26 protein-coding genes are annotated in these 18,774 nt (G+C 68.0%); 19 read left to right on the top strand and 7 right to left on the bottom strand.

Features of this window, described 5'->3' with window-relative positions; all coding sequences use genetic code 11:
• Positions 1-44 precede the first annotated feature (44 nt).
• From ACZZZB_RS02700 to ACZZZB_RS02775, 16 genes are all read left to right on the top strand, one after another.
• The gene (locus ACZZZB_RS02700; protein ID WP_463528941.1) at positions 45-734 is read left to right on the top strand and encodes a recombination directionality factor; all 690 of its coding nucleotides are present in this window, start codon (positions 45-47) and stop codon (positions 732-734) included.
• Positions 731-904: a hypothetical protein gene (locus ACZZZB_RS02705; RefSeq protein WP_463528942.1), complete on the top strand. Its 174-nt coding sequence runs from the start codon at positions 731-733 to the stop codon at positions 902-904. The genes ACZZZB_RS02700 and ACZZZB_RS02705 overlap by 4 nt, the downstream gene beginning before the upstream one ends.
• A 70-nt stretch (positions 905-974) precedes the next feature.
• Positions 975-1,220: a glutaredoxin domain-containing protein gene (locus tag ACZZZB_RS02710; protein WP_463528943.1), complete on the top strand. Its 246-nt coding sequence runs from the start codon at positions 975-977 to the stop codon at positions 1,218-1,220.
• Entirely contained in the window at positions 1,217-1,594 is a 378-nt protein-coding gene (locus tag ACZZZB_RS02715) for a hypothetical protein (RefSeq protein WP_463528944.1), read from the top strand. Before ACZZZB_RS02710 ends, ACZZZB_RS02715 begins: the two co-directional genes overlap by 4 nt.
• A complete protein-coding gene (locus ACZZZB_RS02720; RefSeq protein ID WP_463528945.1) occupies positions 1,591-1,914 on the top strand; it encodes a hypothetical protein in 324 nt (107 codons plus the stop codon). Before ACZZZB_RS02715 ends, ACZZZB_RS02720 begins: the two co-directional genes overlap by 4 nt.
• Entirely contained in the window at positions 1,911-2,102 is a 192-nt protein-coding gene (locus ACZZZB_RS02725) for a hypothetical protein (RefSeq protein ID WP_463528946.1), read from the top strand. Before ACZZZB_RS02720 ends, ACZZZB_RS02725 begins: the two co-directional genes overlap by 4 nt.
• A 23-nt stretch (positions 2,103-2,125) precedes the next feature.
• Entirely contained in the window at positions 2,126-2,389 is a 264-nt protein-coding gene (locus tag ACZZZB_RS02730; RefSeq protein WP_463528947.1) for a hypothetical protein, read from the top strand.
• Positions 2,390-2,507: 118 nt separating this feature from the next.
• Positions 2,508-2,948 carry a hypothetical protein gene (locus ACZZZB_RS02735; protein ID WP_463528948.1) on the top strand — a complete coding sequence of 147 codons (441 nt, stop codon included), beginning with the start codon at positions 2,508-2,510 and terminating at the stop codon, positions 2,946-2,948.
• Positions 2,949-3,361: 413 nt separating this feature from the next.
• Positions 3,362-5,881, top strand: coding sequence for a phage/plasmid primase, P4 family (locus ACZZZB_RS02740; RefSeq protein WP_463528949.1), 2,520 nt, complete (start codon positions 3,362-3,364; stop codon positions 5,879-5,881).
• A gap of 8 nt (positions 5,882-5,889) precedes the next feature.
• Positions 5,890-6,288, top strand: a complete 399-nt coding sequence (locus tag ACZZZB_RS02745; RefSeq protein WP_463528950.1) for a hypothetical protein — start codon at positions 5,890-5,892, stop codon at positions 6,286-6,288.
• A 298-nt stretch (positions 6,289-6,586) separates the two neighbouring features.
• Positions 6,587-8,416: a DNA polymerase gene (locus ACZZZB_RS02750; RefSeq protein WP_463528951.1), complete on the top strand. Its 1,830-nt coding sequence runs from the start codon at positions 6,587-6,589 to the stop codon at positions 8,414-8,416.
• Between the two features lie 29 nt (positions 8,417-8,445).
• Positions 8,446-8,757 carry a DUF7169 domain-containing protein gene (locus ACZZZB_RS02755; RefSeq protein WP_463528952.1) on the top strand — a complete coding sequence of 104 codons (312 nt, stop codon included), beginning with the start codon at positions 8,446-8,448 and terminating at the stop codon, positions 8,755-8,757.
• 135 nt (positions 8,758-8,892) lie between these two features.
• Positions 8,893-9,684, top strand: a complete 792-nt coding sequence (locus tag ACZZZB_RS02760) for a sigma-70 family RNA polymerase sigma factor (RefSeq protein WP_463528953.1) — start codon at positions 8,893-8,895, stop codon at positions 9,682-9,684.
• 137 nt (positions 9,685-9,821) lie between these two features.
• Complete coding sequence (locus ACZZZB_RS02765; RefSeq protein WP_463528954.1) at positions 9,822-10,415, top strand: hypothetical protein; 594 nt, start codon at positions 9,822-9,824, stop codon at positions 10,413-10,415.
• Positions 10,412-10,537: a hypothetical protein gene (locus tag ACZZZB_RS02770; RefSeq protein ID WP_463528955.1), complete on the top strand. Its 126-nt coding sequence runs from the start codon at positions 10,412-10,414 to the stop codon at positions 10,535-10,537. Before ACZZZB_RS02765 ends, ACZZZB_RS02770 begins: the two co-directional genes overlap by 4 nt.
• Positions 10,537-11,226 carry a DUF2637 domain-containing protein gene (locus tag ACZZZB_RS02775; RefSeq protein WP_463528956.1) on the top strand — a complete coding sequence of 230 codons (690 nt, stop codon included), beginning with the start codon at positions 10,537-10,539 and terminating at the stop codon, positions 11,224-11,226. Before ACZZZB_RS02770 ends, ACZZZB_RS02775 begins: the two co-directional genes overlap by 1 nt.
• 1 nt (position 11,227) lies before the next feature.
• On the opposite strand, the gene ACZZZB_RS02780 is transcribed toward ACZZZB_RS02775, so the two are convergent.
• Positions 11,228-12,376 (bottom strand): YaaC family protein, encoded by a 1,149-nt coding sequence (locus tag ACZZZB_RS02780; protein ID WP_463528957.1) that lies wholly within the window; start codon positions 12,374-12,376, stop codon positions 11,228-11,230.
• A gap of 177 nt (positions 12,377-12,553) precedes the next feature.
• Between ACZZZB_RS02780 and ACZZZB_RS02785 the strand changes: the two genes are divergently transcribed.
• Positions 12,554-12,862 carry a hypothetical protein gene (locus ACZZZB_RS02785; RefSeq protein ID WP_463528958.1) on the top strand — a complete coding sequence of 103 codons (309 nt, stop codon included), beginning with the start codon at positions 12,554-12,556 and terminating at the stop codon, positions 12,860-12,862.
• Between the two features lie 143 nt (positions 12,863-13,005).
• On the opposite strand, the gene ACZZZB_RS02790 is transcribed toward ACZZZB_RS02785, so the two are convergent.
• The 5 genes from ACZZZB_RS02790 to ACZZZB_RS02810 are packed head-to-tail and all read right to left on the bottom strand — an operon-like array spanning position 13,006 to position 17,090.
• Positions 13,006-13,869, bottom strand: coding sequence for a hypothetical protein (locus ACZZZB_RS02790; RefSeq protein ID WP_463528959.1), 864 nt, complete (start codon positions 13,867-13,869; stop codon positions 13,006-13,008).
• A 48-nt stretch (positions 13,870-13,917) separates the two neighbouring features.
• Entirely contained in the window at positions 13,918-14,046 is a 129-nt protein-coding gene (locus tag ACZZZB_RS02795) for a hypothetical protein (RefSeq protein ID WP_463528960.1), read from the bottom strand.
• Between the two features lie 13 nt (positions 14,047-14,059).
• The gene (locus tag ACZZZB_RS02800) at positions 14,060-14,998 is read right to left on the bottom strand and encodes a type II secretion system F family protein (RefSeq protein WP_192018174.1); all 939 of its coding nucleotides are present in this window, start codon (positions 14,996-14,998) and stop codon (positions 14,060-14,062) included.
• Complete coding sequence (locus tag ACZZZB_RS02805) at positions 14,995-15,864, bottom strand: type II secretion system F family protein (protein ID WP_159878302.1); 870 nt, start codon at positions 15,862-15,864, stop codon at positions 14,995-14,997. The genes ACZZZB_RS02800 and ACZZZB_RS02805 overlap by 4 nt, the downstream gene beginning before the upstream one ends.
• Positions 15,861-17,090, bottom strand: a complete 1,230-nt coding sequence (locus ACZZZB_RS02810; protein ID WP_086473620.1) for a CpaF family protein — start codon at positions 17,088-17,090, stop codon at positions 15,861-15,863. The genes ACZZZB_RS02805 and ACZZZB_RS02810 overlap by 4 nt, the downstream gene beginning before the upstream one ends.
• Positions 17,091-17,186: 96 nt before the next feature.
• Between ACZZZB_RS02810 and ACZZZB_RS02815 the strand changes: the two genes are divergently transcribed.
• A complete protein-coding gene (locus ACZZZB_RS02815) occupies positions 17,187-17,579 on the top strand; it encodes a barstar family protein (protein ID WP_463528961.1) in 393 nt (130 codons plus the stop codon).
• 39 nt (positions 17,580-17,618) lie between these two features.
• Here ACZZZB_RS02815 and ACZZZB_RS02820 read toward each other — a convergent pair whose 3' ends face one another.
• Positions 17,619-17,891 (bottom strand): DUF2277 domain-containing protein, encoded by a 273-nt coding sequence (locus ACZZZB_RS02820; protein WP_463528962.1) that lies wholly within the window; start codon positions 17,889-17,891, stop codon positions 17,619-17,621.
• A 107-nt stretch (positions 17,892-17,998) separates the two neighbouring features.
• Here ACZZZB_RS02820 and ACZZZB_RS02825 point away from each other — a divergent pair, with 107 nt between their 5' ends.
• Entirely contained in the window at positions 17,999-18,742 is a 744-nt protein-coding gene (locus tag ACZZZB_RS02825; RefSeq protein WP_463528963.1) for an NAD(P)H-hydrate epimerase, read from the top strand.
• Positions 18,743-18,774: the final 32 nt, after the last annotated feature.

The following is an 18,774-nucleotide window of genomic DNA, read 5'->3' on the forward strand; positions in this document are numbered from 1 at the left end:
AACGCGCCGCGGCGAGATCAAAACGACAGAGAGATCAAACACACATGGCATTGAAGATTTTCGGCACCGACCCCGAGAACCAGCCGAAGCCGCGTCAGTCCTTCAAGGATGACGTCGTGGGCCGCTTCCGCTCCGGCCACCAGCTCAACGGCCGCCCCGCCTCGATCACGGAGTGGCGAATCACGACCGGAGACCCCGAGGTCGCGGACGCCGTCTTCGACCTCTTCGGCGGTGACAACCCGCAGCAGTGGGACACGAAGGGCGAGGACAACCTCGAAGTGTTCACCGCTTCGAGTGAGATCGAGGTCATTCTCGAAGGCCCGAAGGCCCTCCGCGAGCGCCTCGTCCTCTGGAGCCGCGCCGGGAAGCTCATCATCGACTCGGACGGCGAGACGCTGGCCGACGGCAAGCCTGACCCGGACTCCGAGCTGAGCTTCCAGGAGCGCAAGCAGAAGGCCCAGGAGGGCATCGGCCCGGCTCCTCAGATCGAGATCTACTTTCGTCTGGCGGCCGACCCCGATCGCGGCATCTTCAAGTTCCAGTCCGGCTCGTGGGGTCTCGCCCGCGACCTGGCGGCCGAGGACGTCGCCGGTCAGCTCGCCGCAGCGGACGGCCCGACGAAGGCCGTCCTCCGCCTGGAGCCGGTCGAGTTCGTCGCGAAGAACGGTCCTCGCGCCGGTCAGACGGTCAGCTACACGGCCTCGAAGCTGGAGCTGAAGGGCTCGGCGGCATGACCCGCGTCCAGAGGGCGACCGTCTGGGGCCTCGCGGCCCTGACCAGCCTCTTCGGCGCGGTCGCGTTCGGCGTGACGATCCCTGTCTTCGGGGCCGCCGCCGCGACGACGCTCTTCCTCTGGATGGGTCTCTTCCTCCTCGCCGCCGCGGTCACTCGCGCGGACGACTAAGAACACCTGACGGCCCCCGTCTCGGCTCATCACCGGGACGGGGGCTTTCTTGTCCCGAAAGGACAACCCGATGAAAATTACCGTTTACACGCTCCCCGTTTGCTCGCAGTGCTCCATGACCTACAAGCGCCTGAACGCGCTCGGGATCCCCTACGAGGAAGCCGACCTCAGCGCGCCCGAGCACGCGGCCGACGCGGCTCGCTTCAAGGCCGCGAACCTCCTCCAGGCTCCGATCGTCGAGATCCTCCGGGACGGCGTCGAGCCCGAAGTCTGGAGCGGCTTCCGCCCCGACCTGATCGCGGGGATCCGCGCGTGACCGCCGAGGCACCCCTCGCGGGGATGGTCCTCCAGCGCGTGCCCGTCATGACTGGCGACTACACGCCCGCCGCCGAGCGCACGGACACGGACGACCTCACGTCGGCCGACGTCATCACGTCGCGCGTCGCGGGTAGCCGGATGCACAAGGTAATCCTGGACCTCGACCTCCCGGCGAAACTCGTCCCGTCGAGCACGGAGGGGCACGCACACCTGTACATCGACAAGGAGCTCGACTGGGACACCTACGTCGACCTCCTGACCGTGCTCGCCCGCGCGGGCATCGTCGAGGACGGCTATGTCGGCGCGAGCCTGGAGCGGGGATACACCGCCGCCCGGCTCCCCTGGGTCCGGAAGACGGAGGCCACGAAGTGAGCGCCCGGCCGTCGCTGTCGGCGATCACCCGGCGGCCCGCTGACGGCGGGGTCTCGCCGAACGCCTACGTCGCCCAGATCACCGCCGAGGTGCGCGTCGCGTGGCCGCCGCTGGCGACCCGCGCGGAGATCGACGCCGCCCTCGCCGAGACCCTCGGGAAGGCGCGCGAGATCCTCGACAAGGAGAAGCCGCTCCCCGAGCTCGAAGCGCAGGAGGGCGAAGTGTGCGGTCTCTGCCCGGAGTGCTTCCCCGGGTCGCTGGAGCAAGCCCCGTGCGGGAAGCTCCACGACTGCACCCTCTGCGAAGGTCGGCGACGATGACCGCGCGGATCCGCGTCGAGCACTCCCAGGAGGCGCACGAGCAACGGGACTACACGGGCGGGACGGTACGGGTGCAGCCCGGAGCTTCCGTCGAGCTCCACTATGGTCCGGGCGGAGGCGCAGCCGCCCTCCGGGTGCTGGAGCATCTCGTCGCGCGAGCTCGGGCCGACGTGGAGGCCGCGCCGTGAGCGCCGAGCGGGACGGGCGTCGCGTGTCCTACGTCCTGACCGAAGCGAGGACCGTTCACTCCCGCGCCGAGACGGCTCTCGCCAACCTCCGCGGTCTCCGGGTCGACCCCGCCGAGGGCGAGATCCGAGAGGCGCTGAAGCAGGTCGTCGAGCTCCTGGAGCCATTCAAGAGAACGGGGCGCGGGTGCCCGCAGTGCGGAGCGCCTGGTCGCACCCACTCGCGGGTCGACGATGGGAAGAACGGCCCCGGCTACCTCTGGCCCTTCTCGTGCGAGGTCTCCTCGTGAGCGCGTGCGAGCCGTGCTGGACGGCCGCCTCGCGCCGATCGCTCATCGAGGGCCGGTCAGTTGTTGACCTGTACCGCGAGGAGATCGCCGCGAACCCTGACCACGAGGCGGCGGACTCATGAGCGCGAATAAGGCCAAGGGCACCCGCTGGGAGACGGCTCTCGTCCGGAGCCTCTCAGCGTTCTTCGATGGTCGCGGCGGCCTGGCCCCTCGCCGGGTCGCGCAAGAGGGCTTCGCGGACACTGGCGATCTCCACGGGCTCTCCCCGTTCGTCGCGCAGGCGAAGGACTGGCGGAGCTGGGAGGCGGCGATCCGCGAGGGCCTCGACGGCGTCCAGCTCCAGAAGGCGCGGGCAGGCGAGCCCTTCGGCGTCGCCTTCGTGAAGCGCGCCCGGAAGCCCGTCGGCGGCGGCTATGCCGTCCTGACGATCTCCGACTTCGCCGCGCTCCTCCTCCGCCTCAGACGCGCAGAAGGGGCGCTACCGGCTGACGCACTCGCCCTCCACCTGGAGGAGTCGAGGGCCGACCTGGAGCGCCCCTTCCCGGCGGCTACCGGCTAGTCGGGAGAGTGTCCTTCGGGGTCCAGCGCGAGTAGGACCCATCGGCGAAGACGGACCAGAACCGGCCAACCATCCCGAGGACGGGGACGAGCGTGTAGGTCAGCTCGTCCCCGTCTTCGCCAAAACCAAATACCGGAATCGTCCCCGTCTCCACGCTCTCCATACCAGCAATACCCCTTCGTTTGTGCATGACGCTCCGACAGTCGTCGGTCGAACCAATTTCAGAAAAAAAACCCTATCGGCCCCCGCCGACCTCTGTCCCCCATATCGGGGATACAGCTCCCGAGCGTGATCCTTCCGTGATCCGCTACGTCGCCGTCGCGTGAGCAGCTCCGCGACTCCGGCCCTCTCTCCTCGTGCATTCGATATCACCCCGGCCGACCGCGGCCCTGACCCCTTGGAAGGGCTTCTCTGTGACACTCTCAGACCTCCTCGCCCGCCTCCCCGACGTCGAAGAGACGGCGGACGGCTGGCTCGTGCATTGCCCGGCGCACGCCGACTCTCAGCAGTCGCTCCGCCTGTCCGTCTCCGAGGCCGGGAAAGTCCTCATGAAGTGCCGGGCCGGCTGCACGACGCCAGACGTTGTGAAGGCTCTCGGCCTGACCATGAAGGACCTCGCGACGATGACGGCAGGCGCGGCGGAAGCCCCTCGCGCGGCCGTCTCGACCGCCCTCCCGGCGACCCCCGGTGCGATCGCAGGCCTCGCCATAAAGCTCGACGGGTACGCCGCAGCGCTGACCGCCCCCGGCCCATTCGGTCAGGCCGTCGGCGAAGCGGCTATCGCCTACGCGACTGAGCGCTTCGGCCTCGGCGCGGACGACTTTGTCCGCCTCGGCCTCGGCTACACCGAGGATCTCGGCGGTGGCCCTCGCTTCGTCGTGCCGTTCCGGACTCCGGCGGGCGTCGCTCGCAACTTCCAGGCTCGCGCCCTGGAGAAGGACGCCGCGGTCCGGTGGCTCGGCCCAAAGTCTCCCGACGGCGGCTCGTGGTCGAAGATCGGCTACTTCGCGGGCGGCTCAGGCTGGCCGGAGGTCCTCGTCTGTGAGGGACCCGGGGACGCTCTCACCGGAGCGGCGCTCGGCTACGACACGATCGGCGTCGCGGGCGCGTCCCACGCCGGTAACCCCGCGATCGTCGACGAGATCGCCTCATGGATCGGCGACCGAGAGGCTGTCGTCGCTGGCGACGGCGACCCGGCCGGACGCCGCTTCTCCGCGCAGCTTGCCGAGGCGCTCGTCGCTCGGGACGTCCGGGTGAAGGTCCTCGACGTCGCCGACGGCCTCGACCTGACCGATTGGCGAGCTCAGGACCCCGACCGCTTCTCCCGCGAGGTCATCCGGGCAATCGCCGAGGCCGAGCCGGTCAAGAGCCGCTCGGCCGCGCTCCTTGCCTGGGATGAAGAGCGCTACTCGCTGAGCGACCTCGGCGGCGCTCGCTACCTCCGCGACTACATCGAGAGCCTCGGCTCCGGCGTGCGCTTCTCCGAGGAGGTCGGATTCTTCCTCCTGGAGGAGGGCGTCTGGCGGAAGGACGAGCGTCAGGGTGTCCGCACCCACGCGCAGAGTGTCGCCGACCTCGTCCGCGACCTCGCGCGGGTCGCCTCTGGCGAGGCGGCACGGGACGGCGCGGGCGACTCCGACAAGAAGCGAGCGGCTCGCCTGAACCGGTATGCCTCCCACGTCCAGACAACTCGAGGCCTGGACTCCCTGATCCGAGAGCTCCAGGCTGTCCAGGGCGTCCCGGCACGGTTCGACGACTTCGACGCGCACCCCGACCTCGTCGCGGTGCGCAACGGCGTTATCAACCTCCGCACGAGCGAGCTCGGCCCACACGACGCGAGCCTCCTCCTCACGAAACGGCTCGACTTCGACTACGACCCGACGGCGAAGGCTCCCCGCTGGGAGCTCTTCCTCGAAGAGATCTTCCCGAAGTACCCGACGCTCCCCGGCTACATTCAGCGGCTCGTCGGCTACGGCATCACCGGGCACACCCTGGAGCAGTGCTTCGTGGTCGCCTGGGGTAAGGGGGCGAACGGGAAGAGCATCCTCACGGACGCGCTGACCGAGATCTTCCGCGAGCTCACCGTGACGACCCCCTTCTCCACCTTCGAGGAGCGCGGCGGCGGTGGGATCCCGAACGACCTCGCCGCGCTGAAGGGTGCCCGGCTTGTCATGGCCTCCGAGGGCGAGGCGGGTAAGCGCATGGCCGAGGCGGTCCTGAAGCGGGTCACCGGCCGCGACATGATCGCCGCCCGCTTCATGCGGAAGGAGTTCTTCGAGTTCCGGCCGAGCTTTCTCCTCATGCTCGCGACGAACAATAAGCCGGAGTTCCGCGGGCAGGACGAGGGCCTCTGGCGTCGCGTGAAGTTCCTCCCCTTCGAGCGCTACTTCGCGCCCCACGAGCGGGACCACCGTCTCGCGGAGAAGATCCTCACGGAGCGCGAGGGCATTCTCGCCTGGGCCGTCCGCGGGGCCGCTCAGTGGTACGCCCAGGGCCTCGGCGACCCGGACGTGGTCACGACCGCCACGAAGGAGTATCGCGATACGTCCGACGCGCTCGCGGGCTTCATGCCTGGCGTCTTCGTGAAGGACGCCGAGGCGGGCCGTGTGGAGGGGAAGGTCCTCTTCGATGCCTATCTCGAATGGGCGCAGGAGGAGAACCTCCCCCAGCGCGAAATCTGGACCCGTCGGACGTTCTTCGGGGCGCTGGAGGAGCGCGGCCTCTCGAAGCGGCGGACTCAGCATGGCGTCGCCTTCGACGGCGTCCGCCGAGCGCGTCAAGTCGACCGGGTCCCCGAGCCCCGGGACGAAGACGCAACTCCGCCGGATCCCGGCCGAGCAGGATCGGGCTTCCTGGCCCTCTCTCCCGATAACCAAACGAAAAACGCCGAGACTACGCCCCTGAAGGGTGCGGATCTCGACTCGATTCTCTAGGAGATCACATGAACAGCACCGCCACGCCCGACGCCGAAGCCCGCTTCGTCGTCATGGCCGCTCCCTACTTCGTCGACTCGACGGGCCGGATCGACCACCCCGAGGACCACGTCCGAGTCGGGGACGTCTTCGTGACGACCTCCCTCCCGGACGAGGACGGCGATCTCTGGGGCACGATCGAGCGCAACGGCCGCGGGGCTCACGTGAACCGCGTCGTCCTCCAGGACGAAGACGAGGTCCGCCCCGCGCCGGTCCTCTCGTCCGAGATCCCGGCCGAGCTCCGGACCGACGTCGAAGACACGATGCTCCCGGCGTCGCTCGTCGCCGAGGTCGCTCGCGAGTTCGGGCTCTCGGCGATCACCGCTGAGGCCCTCGTCGCGGTCGTCGTCCGACGCTCGGAGCGCTGACCGTGGAGCCGGAAGGCGAGCTCGTCGAGCTCCGCGCCGACGAGTATGTCTGCCCGAACTACGGATGCTGGCTGATCCACCTTCGGGCCGCGGGTAACTTCGCGTGCGACTCCGTCCCGGCGTAGCCCAACCGTTACCCGCTGACCGAGTTATCCCCAGGGGGCGGCGAGAGCAACTGTCACGCTCTCCCGCCCCCTCGCCATATAGACCTGCCCCGCCTCTCGTGCTCACACCGAGGGGCGGGGCTTCCACGTATCCGGCCGACCGGCCCGTTTACACATCCCGAAAGGATCCCCGCTTGCTCACCCTGACTCACATGATCGGCGGCGAGGAGTGCCGGATCTACTTCCCCGAGCGTCGAACCGACCTCGTGGGCTTCGACTCCTTCCTCGCCCAGGGCGATCCCATCCTCGGCTTCGACACCGAGACCACCGGCCTCGATATCTACTCCCCTGGCTACCGGCTCCGCCTCGCCCAGTTCGGCAACCGGACGGAGGCGTGGGTCCTCCGCTGGGACCTCTTCCCCGAGGCGATCCGTCGCGCTCTCCGTCAGCGGCGGAAGTTCACCGTCCACAACGCGAGCTTTGACCTCCAGGTCGTCGACCGGCACGCGGGCGTGACGATTGAGGAGCTCGCGGACCGTGTCTTCGATACGAAGATCTTCGCTCACCTTCTCGACCCTCGGCAGCGCCACGAGGGCGGCGCAGGCCTCCGGCTGAAGGAGCTCTCCGAGATCTACGTCGACGACACGGCTCCCGACACGCAAGACGGTCTGAACGCCCGTTTTCGTGAGCTCGGCTTCACGAAGGAGACGGGCTGGGCGGGTATCCCGATCGACGACGAGCTCTACGTCCGATACGCCGGGCTCGACCCGATCCTGGCCGTCCGGCTCTTCTACGAGCTCGCCCCGCTCGTGAAGGACCTCGGCCTCTCGCAGCTCTCGCAGTTCGAGCACCACTTGCAGAGCCTCCTCGCGCTCATGCAGCGCAAGGGGATGAAGATCGACATTCCCTACGCCCAGCAGCTCGGCGAGACGCTCGGCCAGGAAGCGGCGCACTTCGAGGGCGTAGCAGCTCGCTACGGCGTCGAGAACGTGAACAGCACCGATCAAGTCTCGTCGGCGCTCATCTCTATGGGCGAGACGCTCACGGCGCGCACCGCCGCCGGAGCCCTCCAGGTCAACAAGAAGGTCCTTCTCCCGCTCTCGGATCTCGATATGCAGTGGAACCGGATCGAGGCCCGCGACCCGAATCCGCTCGCCGACGCCGTCCTCCGGGCCAAGCGGGCGGGCAAGTGGCAGGAGAGCTATGTCGGGGCCTTCCTGAACCTCCGCGACAGTGGCGATCGGATTCACCCGATGATCGGCGGCCTCCAGGCTCGCACGGCTCGAATGTCGGTCTCCCGGCCGCCGCTTCAGCAGCTCCCCTCGTCGGACTGGAAGATCCGACGCGCGTTCGTCGCGGATCCTGGTCAGCTCATCATTGCCTCGGACTACTCACAGGTCGAAATGCGCGTGCTCGCGGCTCTCTGCCAGGACGAGACGCTCGTCGAGGCGATCCTCTCGGGGACCGACCTCCACGACTTCACGGCCGCGCGAGTGTTCGGCCCCGACTTCACGAAGGCCCAGCGCAAGGTCGCGAAGGCGATCGGCTTCGGCAAGGTCTTCGGCGGAGGCGCTCAGACCGTCTCCGAGCAGACCGGCCAGACGGTCGCCGCGGTCAAGCCCGCCATGACGGCGTATGACGACACCTTCCCCGGCATCCGCCGCTACGCGCAGCGGCTCCAGAGTCGAGCGCAGTACGGGAAGCGCGAGGTCGTCACTGTCTCCGGTCGGCATCTTCCGCTGGACCGCGACCGCCTCTACGCGGCGACGAACTACGTCGTCCAGTCGACGGCGCGCGATCTCCTCGCCCAGGCGATCGTCGACATTTTCGACGCTGGGATGGGCGATCACCTTCTCCTCCCGGTTCATGACGAGCTGATCGCTCAGGCACCCGAGGCCGACGCCGAGGAGGTCATCCAAGAGATCGGCCGCCTCATGGGCTCGAAGTTCTACGGGATCCCGATCGTCTCGGATCCCGAGGTCTACGGCCCCTCCTGGGGCCACGGCTACGGCGCACCCGTTTAAACCCTCCACCCTCTCGAAAGGAATCCAGCATGACCGCACCCCGACCTCTCCCCCAGACCGTCGCCGACTTCACGGCCGAGGCCCTCGCCCTCTCGTCGCTCCTGCACTCTGCCGAGGAGGCCCAGTGGTCCCCGGCCCTGACGCCGCGCCCTCGCGAGGACACGACGGAGCGAGCTCGCGGCGGGCACGGCGACCCGACGGCGTCGATCGTCACTGACGAGCGCCGCCTCGCACTCCGCGCCTCCGTGGTGGCCGCGGAGATCGCGCTTGAAGAGGCGCTCGTCCCGCTGAAGACGGCCCGCGAGCAGCTCGCGGCCGACTTCGCCAAATGGGGTCTTTGACCCACTAGTCCGACCCGCCGATTCTTGAACTCGCGTGAGTCGACTAGTTGTGCTTATGATGCTCCGGCACCTCGCAAACGACCGCGGCCGCTCGATCTAGCCGCGCTAGTCGACTCACCAAAAAAGGAACAGACCATGCTTCAGCGCGCCATTTTTTCAGCCGTCTTCGACAACGGCACTTCCACTTCCCTAGATCTCGACGAGGAGCGGACGTTGATCTCACTCGCGCAGGGCGGAGACGCCGCCGCGACCGAGCGCCTCATCCTTGCCTACGCGCCCGCACTTCGCGGGGGGATGAAGCTCTACACCCGGACGCTCGTCACGAACCCGCAGCGCTCCGACCTGGAGGACGTGCAACAGAATGCGATCATTGGCTTCCTGGAAGCCCTCAGCGCGTTTGATCTCGACGCTCACGAGCGGCTCGCCGCCACGGCCCCGAGCTACATTCGGAACGCGGTCGCCGCGAGTGCGACCTCGTCGATTGGCTTCTCCGTCCCCGAGCGGACGCTGAAGCGGTTCTTCGGCATCCTCCGTTCGGCCGACGGCGACGCGACGAAGGCCCTGGAGCTCGCTCCGGCGCACGAGATGAAGCGGGAGACCTTCCTCGCCGTCCTGACCGCTCTCCGTGCGACCCAGAGCTTGGAAGCGACCGCCTACTTCGAAGGCGAGAGCTCCGGCGAGGTTGTGACGACCTCTATCTGGGATGGTCAGATCGCGGACGCTGAAGATCGGATTCTCGTCGAGTTGGCGTTCGGCGCGATCGACGAGGAGGCGACTGACGTCGTCGGGCTGGCCTACGGCTTCACGGACTACGACCCGGTCCCGGACGCCGAGATCGGCCACCGAATGGGCCTCTCCCGCCCCAAGGTCCAGCGCGTGAGGTCTGGAGCGTTGTCGAAGATGCGTTCTGCACTGGGTGTCGCGTAAGTCGACCCGCGCAAGCGCTCCTAAACGAAAGGCTCGCGTTCCGCCGCCGACGGAACGCGGGCATTTCCGTTAGTCGACTTGCGCGAGTCGACTTCGGTCCGATAACGTGTAAACACACCAACCGAGAGGACCTCGAAATGACCGCCCAGATCCAGACCCGCGAAGAGTGGCTCGTCGCCGCAGTCGCAGCGCTCGCCCCTCTCTTCGCCGAGGTCGGCGAGGAGCTCCCCGCCGTCCGCGTGTCGGTCGGTTGGCCCGGCGGCAATGGCCGGAAGAACAGCGTTATCGGTCAGTGCTGGGCGACCTCGCAGTCCGCGGACAGCGTCGCGCAGCTCTTCATTTCACCCGTCCTCGACCACGCGGCTCGCGTCCTCGACGTCCTGGCGCACGAGCTCGTGCACGCGATCGACGATTGCCAGAGCGGGCACAAGGGCCGTTTCGCGAAGATCGCGAAGGGGATCGGCCTCGAAGGCAAGATGACGGCGACCGTTGCAGGCGACGCCCTGAAGACGCGCCTCGACGCGATCGCCGTCGAGCTCGGCCCGTACCCTCACGCGGCGCTCGCGTCCGGGCTCGGCGTGGACTCGCCGAAGAAGCAGGGCACGCGAATGCTGAAGGTCGAGTGCGGCGAGGGCTCCGGCTACGTCGTCCGCATGACGCGGAAGTGGCTCGACGAGTACGGCACGCCGAAGTGCCCGTGCCACGACGAGCAGATGGAGGAGGCGGCATGACCCCGGACACTCTCCCCGCTCTCGTCACCCTCCCGACGGCCGCCCTCCTCTGGGCGGTCGTCCTCCTCCCCCGCGTAGCCCGACAGCTCCGCGCCCGCGCCGCCCGAAAGGCCCTCCGCTAATGTCCGCTCGCCCCGCTCGTATTAACCCCGACACGCTCCCCGTCCTCGTCGTCGCGTCGTCCCTGACCGGCATCCTCGCCGCCGTCGCCTTCCTCCTGAGTTTCACCGGCCTGTCCGCTACGGCGGCCTGGGCGAGCATCCCGTCCGCGCTCGCTTGGACCGTCCCGGTCACGATCGACGGCGCGATTCTCGTCTACACGCTCGCCGTGCTCGTGAAGCGCCGTCGCGGCGAAGCGGCTCCCGTCCAGTGGACAAGCCTCGCGCTCTTTACGACGGCCTCCGTAGCGGCGAACGCCTTCCACGCCTTCATCAGCGCCCCCGAGGGCGTCGCGATCCCCGGCGCGATCGTCGCAGGACTTGCGCCCGTCGCTCAGCTCGCGGCGACCCACACCCTCGCGGACCTGATCGTCGAGCCCGTCCCGGCCCCCGCCTACACAGTCGAGCTCGTCGCGGTGCCGAAGGTCGTCGCCGTCGCGTCGAATGCGGCGAGCGCCGACAGAGGCCCCGTCTCCCGCCCCGTCCGCGCTCCCCGCGTCGACGAGGCGACCCGCGCCCGCGTGATCGAGCTCGCGGCGTCCGGAGACAAGTCCATCCGGGCGATCGCCGCCGAGGTCGGCATCGGCAAGACGACCGTCGGCCGCCTCCTTTCCGCCGAAAGCGTCGCGCTGATCTCAAAGGAGCCGGTATGACCTAAAGGCGGAAGCCGGATGGCTCATAGGTCGTGAGCTCTCCCGTGATGCCTTCTACCGCATTACCCAGGAGGCCTGTCTTCACCTCAGAAGAGAAAGAGTCCATGAGCCACGCCTGTTGCCCCTGATCGCGCGGATCCAGTGCGGCAGGCTTGTATCTCACCAGAGACGATAGATAGAAGATCGCGGCGTACCGGGCGAGCCCGAGCGGCACTAGCAGCGGCTTCGACTTATAGAGGTTGTGCGTGAGGAGCCCATCTGCCCGAGCGTCAAAAGCGGAACTGAAATGGTGCCCCAGGGTGGTCCCGGTCGCGGTGGACGCCGCAACGTAGTCGGCCGAGGTGGCTCCGTCTGCGGCGACGAAAGAGTGTTCGCTCTTTGCCTGGAATGCGTCCATGTCGCCGAACGGCGTCCGCGTACTTAGGGCGAAGATCCTCCTCCACTCCTGGTTGTCCCGCAACTCGATCCGATCGAAGTCACGAAGAAGATCACGCGTTAGCGGCTCCCTGGCATCATCGAGAGTCCCCCTAGTGAGGAGAAGCGACCAGGCAGCCGACCCTGAGGACGCGACTGCATGGTAAAAATGCAGACTTGGCGGGCGAGCGACTCCGAAATGCGACATTTCCATACCGATCTCGGGCAGTAGTGAAAATAGGTTTGTAACCGGGATTCGCTCCCGGATCGGGAGGACGGCCCCAGTGCGCTTCTCCATGAGGAGACGGAAGACGCCGTTCTGTACTGCGAGACTGTCGCCCCTTATCGACGCCGATGCAGTCGATGTGAAGCTGAGACCGTGACCGATGCGCCCGGCGGTAATCTCGGCGGGATGGCTCTGCAACAACTCCGCCTTCGCAAGCTGCAGGACTGAGTAGTAGTAGAGCAGAGCGGCAGCTGAGCCGCGGGTGGCCCTGGCAGCGTCCCAATATGTCCGGCCCTGCCTGACGTAGTTTCGGAACTCGGCGTAAAGCCGATTCTTCTCGGCAAGCGTACCTGAGAACAGAGCTCGTCCGGCGGCGGGGATATCGGCGAGACGCGACAGCTCCAGCCAGAAGAACTCATCGTCAGCGCTGGCTGACGTAACCGAGTGACTGAACCCGGTCCGCCGAACGGGACTGTTGTACCAACTCGAAACCGGTCGCCAAGCTACCAAGGTGAGGGTCCTCTCTGCACGGCCGCGCGCACTCACGGCTATGTGAATACCGGCAGCCCCGGTCCGACGATCCTATTCTCAGCGGGCTGGAATCGACCATTCCACGTTCTGAGTCATCTAGACGCACTCACGCGAGGCGGCTTGCGTGAGTTCGAATTCTAGCTCTAGGCTGGCCCCATGACCATCCCTACGTCCTCCGCCTACCCGTCCGCTCAGCCCCAGCCGATCGCCCCCGAGGCACGCGCCGCCGTCCTGGACGCCGAAGTCGCCAACCTCGCCCGTCAGGGCTGGACCGTCTCGTCGAGCACGAGCGGCACTCAGGCCGTCCTCCAGCGCAAGAAGCGGATCGGGTGGTTCTGGAATATCATCCTGTCCGTCCTGACCGGCGGTATCTGGCTGATCGTCGTGATCGTCCGCGTCGTGAACCGGAAGATCGAGACGCGCGTCCTCACCGTCGATGCCCATGGCCGGATCTCGCGCCGCTGAACCTCTGCCCTCCACCGGCGCTCGCCGGATTGTTAGCCCCTCTCGGAACCCGAACCGAGAGGGGCATTTTCATGCTCGCGAGACTCAACACCAGTTCACTGGCAGGGATCACACTCCGACGACCGCTCTCACGGAAAACGCGCCTAGCGCTCCGCCCGATCCAGGCGCGCAGCGGCTCCAGACACGAAGGCTTGCACCAGAGGGACTGCAAGCATCACGGCGGCCTCGGCCGCCTCTTGCGAAATCACTAGAGCCGGGTCAGGATCTCCGCCATGCCGGTCGGCCTGGCCCGCCCAGAGCACCTTCAGCATCTTCACCAACGTCTCTGCGGTCGGCGCGGCTTTATCCTCACGCTGGAAGGGAAGCGACCAGTCACCTTGCGCCTTTATCTGACCGATCATCTTGCCGAGCGTTGTGGTTGCATCATTCGGAGCTACGAGTGGCTTCATGGCATCCTCGACCGCCTTTATCGCCAGAGAGTAGGCCTTCGACGGGTCAGGTGAGACCCCGAAAGCCGCGCGCCAGGCTTCCGCGAGCCTCGATCCAGCATGGCCAGATTCCCTGGTCACGTGCTCAGCGGCAAGCTGGGACCCCTCCGGGACGCGACGGAGCAGCCCCGTATACCCCATTCGTTCGCCCACAGTCCAAGCGGATCCACTCTGCCTGAGCATTGCTTCGAGGCTGGCTGCCTCTTTCGTTGACGCGTTGCTCAGGAGATAGTCGGCGAAACGGATTTCGATTCCGGCGCCTCTTACTGCCTTGCGAATGCGAAGCATATTCGTGTAAGCAGACTCACTTTCTGCAACCGGAAATGCGACGCGAAGCAGGCGCTCCATCTGTCGGACGGAGCCAATGTGAATCTCGTAGTAACCATTCGACTGTCGCACTGAGAGACACATCCGCGCCCACTCCCAGAAGGACGTTTCCAGGTAGTCCGGGATCCCTTCGACTAAGTCCAGGTACGTCGGATCCGTGTCGTCAATCCCCAGCGGCATCCATTCGGCCACGATTCCCCCTCAAACTTCGTACCTCAGTATCCCATCCCGCATGCGCGCTTACTGAGTCAGGAGCGACCCGGCCGTCATGAGCGTGATGAGGACCCAGCCGGGGACGTCGCCGCGCTCCTCGGTGAAGAGGGAACGACTCCGGCGAAACGCGCGGTCGAGGAAGGAGGGGGAGGACATGTGGAACCTTTCGTCAGAAGCCGGTCCGGAGCACGAAGACTCCGGGGAAGACGGCGATGATGATGGACAGGGGCAGGATGAGGAAGACGAGGGGCACGAGCATCGCGACCTCCTTCTTCCCGGCGGATTCGAGGAGACGGCGTTTGGCGGTGTCGCGTCCGTCGTGTGCGTGATCGAGGAGCACGGCTGCGACCGGTGTGCCGCGTTCGAGCGCACCGAGGATCTGGTCGACGCATCGCGACAGCATCGGCATCGCGAGTCGTGCCTCGAACTGCCGGAGTGCGGTGGCGAACGGGATACCGGTGGAGACGTCCGCCATCACCCGGCGGAACTCCCTACCGAGCTCCCCGCTGGACCCGATGCGCGCCACGCGGTCCATGGCGTCCGTGATCGCTTCGCCCGCCGCGAGACTCAGACTGAGGAACTCGAGCACCGTCGGCAGCTCCTCTTCGATCCGCGCGAGGCGGCGACTGGCGGCGAGCGCCAGCAGTTGGTCGCGGAGGACGATTCCGGCCACCGCCCCGACCGCGGGAAGCGGTGCTGCGAACGGGAGCGGGAGCCGACCGTTGCTGAAGGAGAACACGGCGAGCGCCGCCGCGACCGCGAAGCCGCCGAGCCCCCAGAGGAGTTGCAGCAGTCGGTACCGCTCGAGCGTCGGTCCCCCGGCTTGACCCAATCGACGGATGACGAGTTCCTGATCGGCGCCGACCAGCCCGAGCGACCATCGAACGGCGCGGAGGACCGGGACCAGCAGGGTCCCGAGGACCGGTAGCGGGTCGGTCGAGCGGCGCGCGGCTTGTGAGCGGGCGTCGCTGGAGAGGTCGGCGACATAGGGGGCGATGCGGTCCGCGAGCCGCGGTCGTCCGAGTGCCGGCAGGAGCATCGCGAGCGCCCAGAGGCCGACCCCGAGCACCGCTCCGAGGCTGACGGCCCACGCTCCGTCGGCACTCACCGGAACCACCGTCGTTCGGGCTGGAGGCGTCCGACGCGGAGCATCGCCTGGTAGGCGAGGGCGGAGACCACGACGCCGGCGATGATCAGGACTGCTCCTTCCCGGGAGTTGTAGGCGGCCGAGGCCTCCGGCCGGGACGACAGGAGCAGGAGGATCGCCCATGGTGCTGCGACGCCCAGCCTGGCGGCGTTCACCACCCAGGACTGTCGCGCCTCGGCCTCGGCTCGGATGGCCGACTCCTCGCGCAGCCCCGCGGACAGCGCTCGGAGCACCGCCGGCAGTTCCGTGCCTCCCACGTCGCGGGCCATGCGCACCGTCTCGAGGATGCGGTCCGCGACCGGGTCGGCGAGCGCGGTCTTCAGGTCGTCGATGCCGTCGGCGAAGCGGCCGGCAGCCCGGTAGTCGGCGCTGAACGCGGCGAACGCCGGGCGGAGCGGTGCGGGTCCGACGGTGTCGAGCGCGGCCACCGCATCCGGGAGCGAGAGCCCTGATCGGATCGCGGACAACAGGTGGTCCACGACATCCGGCCACAGTCCCCGCTGCAGGCGACGTCGAGAGGTGGCGCGGGCTCGGAGCACGATCACCGGGGCGACGAGTCCGGCGACGGCGACGACGGCGCTCAACGGCAGGACCCGGCAGAGCGCCTGGACCACTGCGCCGGAGACGAGACCGGCGAGGACGGAGACCACGATGGCGGCCGCCCAGTACCGACCGGGCAGACCGGCCAGGATCAGGAGTTCGCGGAGCGCAGCGACCGGCCTCCACCGCTCCAGGGTGTCGCGCAGCGGCTCAGGGTCCGGCCACCACCAGGGTGCGACGGTGAGGAGGAGGCCTGCGGCGAGGACCGCTCCGACGACGAGACTCATCGCTCGCCGACGGCGAGGATCGATGCGAGCGAGATCCCGGCCGCACGATACTTCGCGTCGTTCAGCGGGAAGCGACCGGTGGCGCGGAGCTCTCCGTCGCGCTGCTCGAAGAGGGTGGAGGCCTCGATCGTGTGGGACTCCCCGCTCCCTCCGACCGCGATGATCTCCGCCACCCGTCGGCGTCCGGACCGGTCGAGCTCGCAGTGCACGACGAGGTCGACACAGGATGCGACGGCCGGGCGCACGAACCCCGAGTCGATGTTCCGGCCCGCCAGCAGTGGCAGCGTGCAGAGCTTCCCGATCGCATCGCGCGCGGAGTTCGCGTGGATACTGCAGAGCCCGGGCAACCCGCTGTTGAGGGCGATCAGGAGGTCGAGGCTCTCCGCCTCCCGGACCTCACCGACGACGATGCGGTCCGGCCGCATCCGGAGCGCCTCCTTGATGAGCCGCCGGAGGGTGATCTCTCCCGTGCCCTCGAGGCTGGCCTGTCGGCATTGCATCGCGACGACGTCGCGGTTGCCCGGCGCGAGCTCGAAGGTCTCCTCGACGGTGACGATGCGGAGGGCTGGGTCCAATGAGGCGATGAGGGCGCCGAGCATCGTGGTCTTGCCGGCCTGCGTCGCTCCCGACACGAGCAGGTTCGCCCCCGCGGTCATGCTCGCGCGCAGGAACTCGGCGGCCTGATAGCTGATCGACCCCGCGGCCACCAGCTGACCGAGATCACGGATCCGCGCGGAGAACTTCCGGATGTTGATGGACATGTGCCGACGCGTGACGTCGGGGATGACGACGTGCAACCGCGAGCCGTCCGGAAGCGACGCGTCGACGAACGGGTTCGCGAGGTCGACCCGTCGACCGGTGGCGCGCAGCATCCGCTCCACGAGATCGCGGACGTCACCCTCGCCGAGGACCACGTCCGTCAGCTCCGACACCCCGCCGCGGGCGACGAACACCTTCGTCGGCTCGTTGATCCAGATCTCCTCGACACCCGGATCATCGAGCAACGGCTGGATCGCACCGAACCCCGTCACCGCAGCGAGCACCTCGCTCGTCATCCCGTGCTCGTCGTCGATCAGCGGCGTCGTGTCATTCAGCGCGCGCTCGTTGTAGCGACGCACCTCCTCGCGGGCGATCCGCCCCGCTCCCCCACGCCGACCCGGCTCCCCGAACTCCTCACGCACCCGGTCACGCACGCGCGCCGTGATGATCTCCGCCGCTGTCCCCATGCCGCCATCCTGACGAACACCGGCCACACCCCGCAGAAGTTATCCACAGCACCCTCTGCTCGACGCGTCACCGACCGGTCGCTAGGCTCGGGGATCGTGCCGACCACCTTCCGCATCGACGGCTCCCGCATCCACGACATCTCCTCGTTCTACGAGGTGATGAACGAGCTGGTGATGCAGGACGAGGACTGGGATCTCGGCCCGAGCCTCGACGCCCTCGACGACGTCCTCTACGGCGGGATCGGCTCGCTCCGCGATCTCGACGACATGCACTTCGTCTGGACGGAGCATGACGCGAGCCGCACCGCACTCGGCGTCACGGCGACCCGCGCCTGGTTGCAGGAGAAGCTCGAGCGGGGCGCACCGTTCGACACGGCCCGGATCGCCGCGCAGCTCGACGACCTCGACGCCGGCCGGGGCAAGACCTACTTCGACCTCCTCCTCGAGGTCTTCGCCGGCCACCCGGACATCCGACTCGAACTCGCCTGACCCGGTCGGAGCCCGGCGGTCGCGGTCAACCCGCCGCGCTCAGACCGTGGCGAACCGCTTCGCCGAACGCTCCTTCGCCTTCTGCGCCTCGACCTCGCGATCCTTCGGCGGGGCGGTCGTCACGAGGTCTTCGAGCAGATGGCGGGTGATGTGGGCGATCTCCGCGACCGCTTGATCGAACGCCTCAGCGTTCGCCTGGGACGGCTTCGTCGACCCGCTGATCTTCCGCACGTACTGGAGCGCCGCGGCCTCGACCTCGTCGTCGGTCGCCGCCGGCTCGAAATTGTGAAGGGTGTGGATGTTCCGGCACATGCAGGCATGGTAGCCCCGACGCACACCAGGATCCAGAGGTGATTTCGATGCTGGTCCCAGGCCGCAACCGCTTGCGGCGGTCGACGCGAGCCGGAAGAGTGGGCGCCATGATCAACGGCTACACCGCAGACCAGGTCCGAGCCGCAGAGGCACCACTCTTGGACGCAGGGGAACCGCTCATGGCGCGAGCCGCCCACGGACTCGCCGAAGAACTGCGGACGGTCCTCGCCGATCGCGCTGAGGGCATCGAGGGCGAGGCACCCGACGTCTGGAAGATCCTGCTGCTCGTCGGCTCAGGCGACAACGGCGGTGATGCCCTCTTCGCGGCGGCGGAGCTCGCCGGCACGACCGGTCCGGACGACGTCCCGCTCGACCTCGTCGTGGCCAGGACGGGTGACCACGCCCACGAGGCGGGCTACGCCGCGGCGGTCGAGGCCGGTGTCCGCTTCCTCATGAACTCCCCCGCCGAACCGGACGACACCGCCGACGAGGCCAAGGGCGCCACGATCGTCGTCGATGCCGTGTTCGGCATCGGGGCAAGCCGGAACCCCACCCTGCGCGGTGCGCCGAAGGCGATCGTCGAGGCGGTCCTCCCAGTCGTGCAGAACTCCGGCGGACCGACCGTCGTCGCCGTGGACGTCCCGAGCGGTATCGACCCCGACGAGGGAAGCGTCCCCGAGGGTGCTGTCCTGCCGGCGGAGGTCACGGTCACCTTCGGCGCGGTGAAGGCCGGGCTCCTCATCCCACCCGGCTCGGCCTACGCCGGCGACGTCCGCCTCATCGACATCGGTCTCGGACCGCAGCTCGCCGACGTCACGCCGTTCACGACGCTCGACCAGGCGGACGCCTGACGAGCAGCCACGCACGGTTCGCCGCCTGGGCG

Source organism: Plantibacter sp. AC185 (assembly GCF_979258065.1).

What these genes read in the sequence shown, in the direction of transcription:
- ACZZZB_RS02700 (WP_463528941.1), top strand. Translation starts at nt 45, where the DNA reads ATGGCATTGAAGATTTTCGGCACCGACCCCGAGAACCAGCCGAAGCCG.
- ACZZZB_RS02705 (WP_463528942.1), top strand. Translation starts at nt 731, where the DNA reads ATGACCCGCGTCCAGAGGGCGACCGTCTGGGGCCTCGCGGCCCTGACC.
- ACZZZB_RS02710 (WP_463528943.1), top strand. Translation starts at nt 975, where the DNA reads ATGAAAATTACCGTTTACACGCTCCCCGTTTGCTCGCAGTGCTCCATG.
- ACZZZB_RS02725 (WP_463528946.1), top strand. Translation starts at nt 1,911, where the DNA reads ATGACCGCGCGGATCCGCGTCGAGCACTCCCAGGAGGCGCACGAGCAA.
- ACZZZB_RS02735 (WP_463528948.1), top strand. Translation starts at nt 2,508, where the DNA reads ATGAGCGCGAATAAGGCCAAGGGCACCCGCTGGGAGACGGCTCTCGTC.
- ACZZZB_RS02745 (WP_463528950.1), top strand. Translation starts at nt 5,890, where the DNA reads ATGAACAGCACCGCCACGCCCGACGCCGAAGCCCGCTTCGTCGTCATG.
- ACZZZB_RS02755 (WP_463528952.1), top strand. Translation starts at nt 8,446, where the DNA reads ATGACCGCACCCCGACCTCTCCCCCAGACCGTCGCCGACTTCACGGCC.
- ACZZZB_RS02760 (WP_463528953.1), top strand. Translation starts at nt 8,893, where the DNA reads ATGCTTCAGCGCGCCATTTTTTCAGCCGTCTTCGACAACGGCACTTCC.
- ACZZZB_RS02765 (WP_463528954.1), top strand. Translation starts at nt 9,822, where the DNA reads ATGACCGCCCAGATCCAGACCCGCGAAGAGTGGCTCGTCGCCGCAGTC.
- ACZZZB_RS02770 (WP_463528955.1), top strand. Translation starts at nt 10,412, where the DNA reads ATGACCCCGGACACTCTCCCCGCTCTCGTCACCCTCCCGACGGCCGCC.
- ACZZZB_RS02775 (WP_463528956.1), top strand. Translation starts at nt 10,537, where the DNA reads ATGTCCGCTCGCCCCGCTCGTATTAACCCCGACACGCTCCCCGTCCTC.
- ACZZZB_RS02785 (WP_463528958.1), top strand. Translation starts at nt 12,554, where the DNA reads ATGACCATCCCTACGTCCTCCGCCTACCCGTCCGCTCAGCCCCAGCCG.
- ACZZZB_RS02795 (WP_463528960.1), bottom strand. Translation starts at nt 14,046, where the DNA reads ATGTCCTCCCCCTCCTTCCTCGACCGCGCGTTTCGCCGGAGTCGTTCC.
- ACZZZB_RS02805 (WP_159878302.1), bottom strand. Translation starts at nt 15,864, where the DNA reads ATGAGTCTCGTCGTCGGAGCGGTCCTCGCCGCAGGCCTCCTCCTCACC.
- ACZZZB_RS02810 (WP_086473620.1), bottom strand. Translation starts at nt 17,090, where the DNA reads ATGGGGACAGCGGCGGAGATCATCACGGCGCGCGTGCGTGACCGGGTG.
- ACZZZB_RS02820 (WP_463528962.1), bottom strand. Translation starts at nt 17,891, where the DNA reads ATGTGCCGGAACATCCACACCCTTCACAATTTCGAGCCGGCGGCGACC.
- ACZZZB_RS02825 (WP_463528963.1), top strand. Translation starts at nt 17,999, where the DNA reads ATGATCAACGGCTACACCGCAGACCAGGTCCGAGCCGCAGAGGCACCA.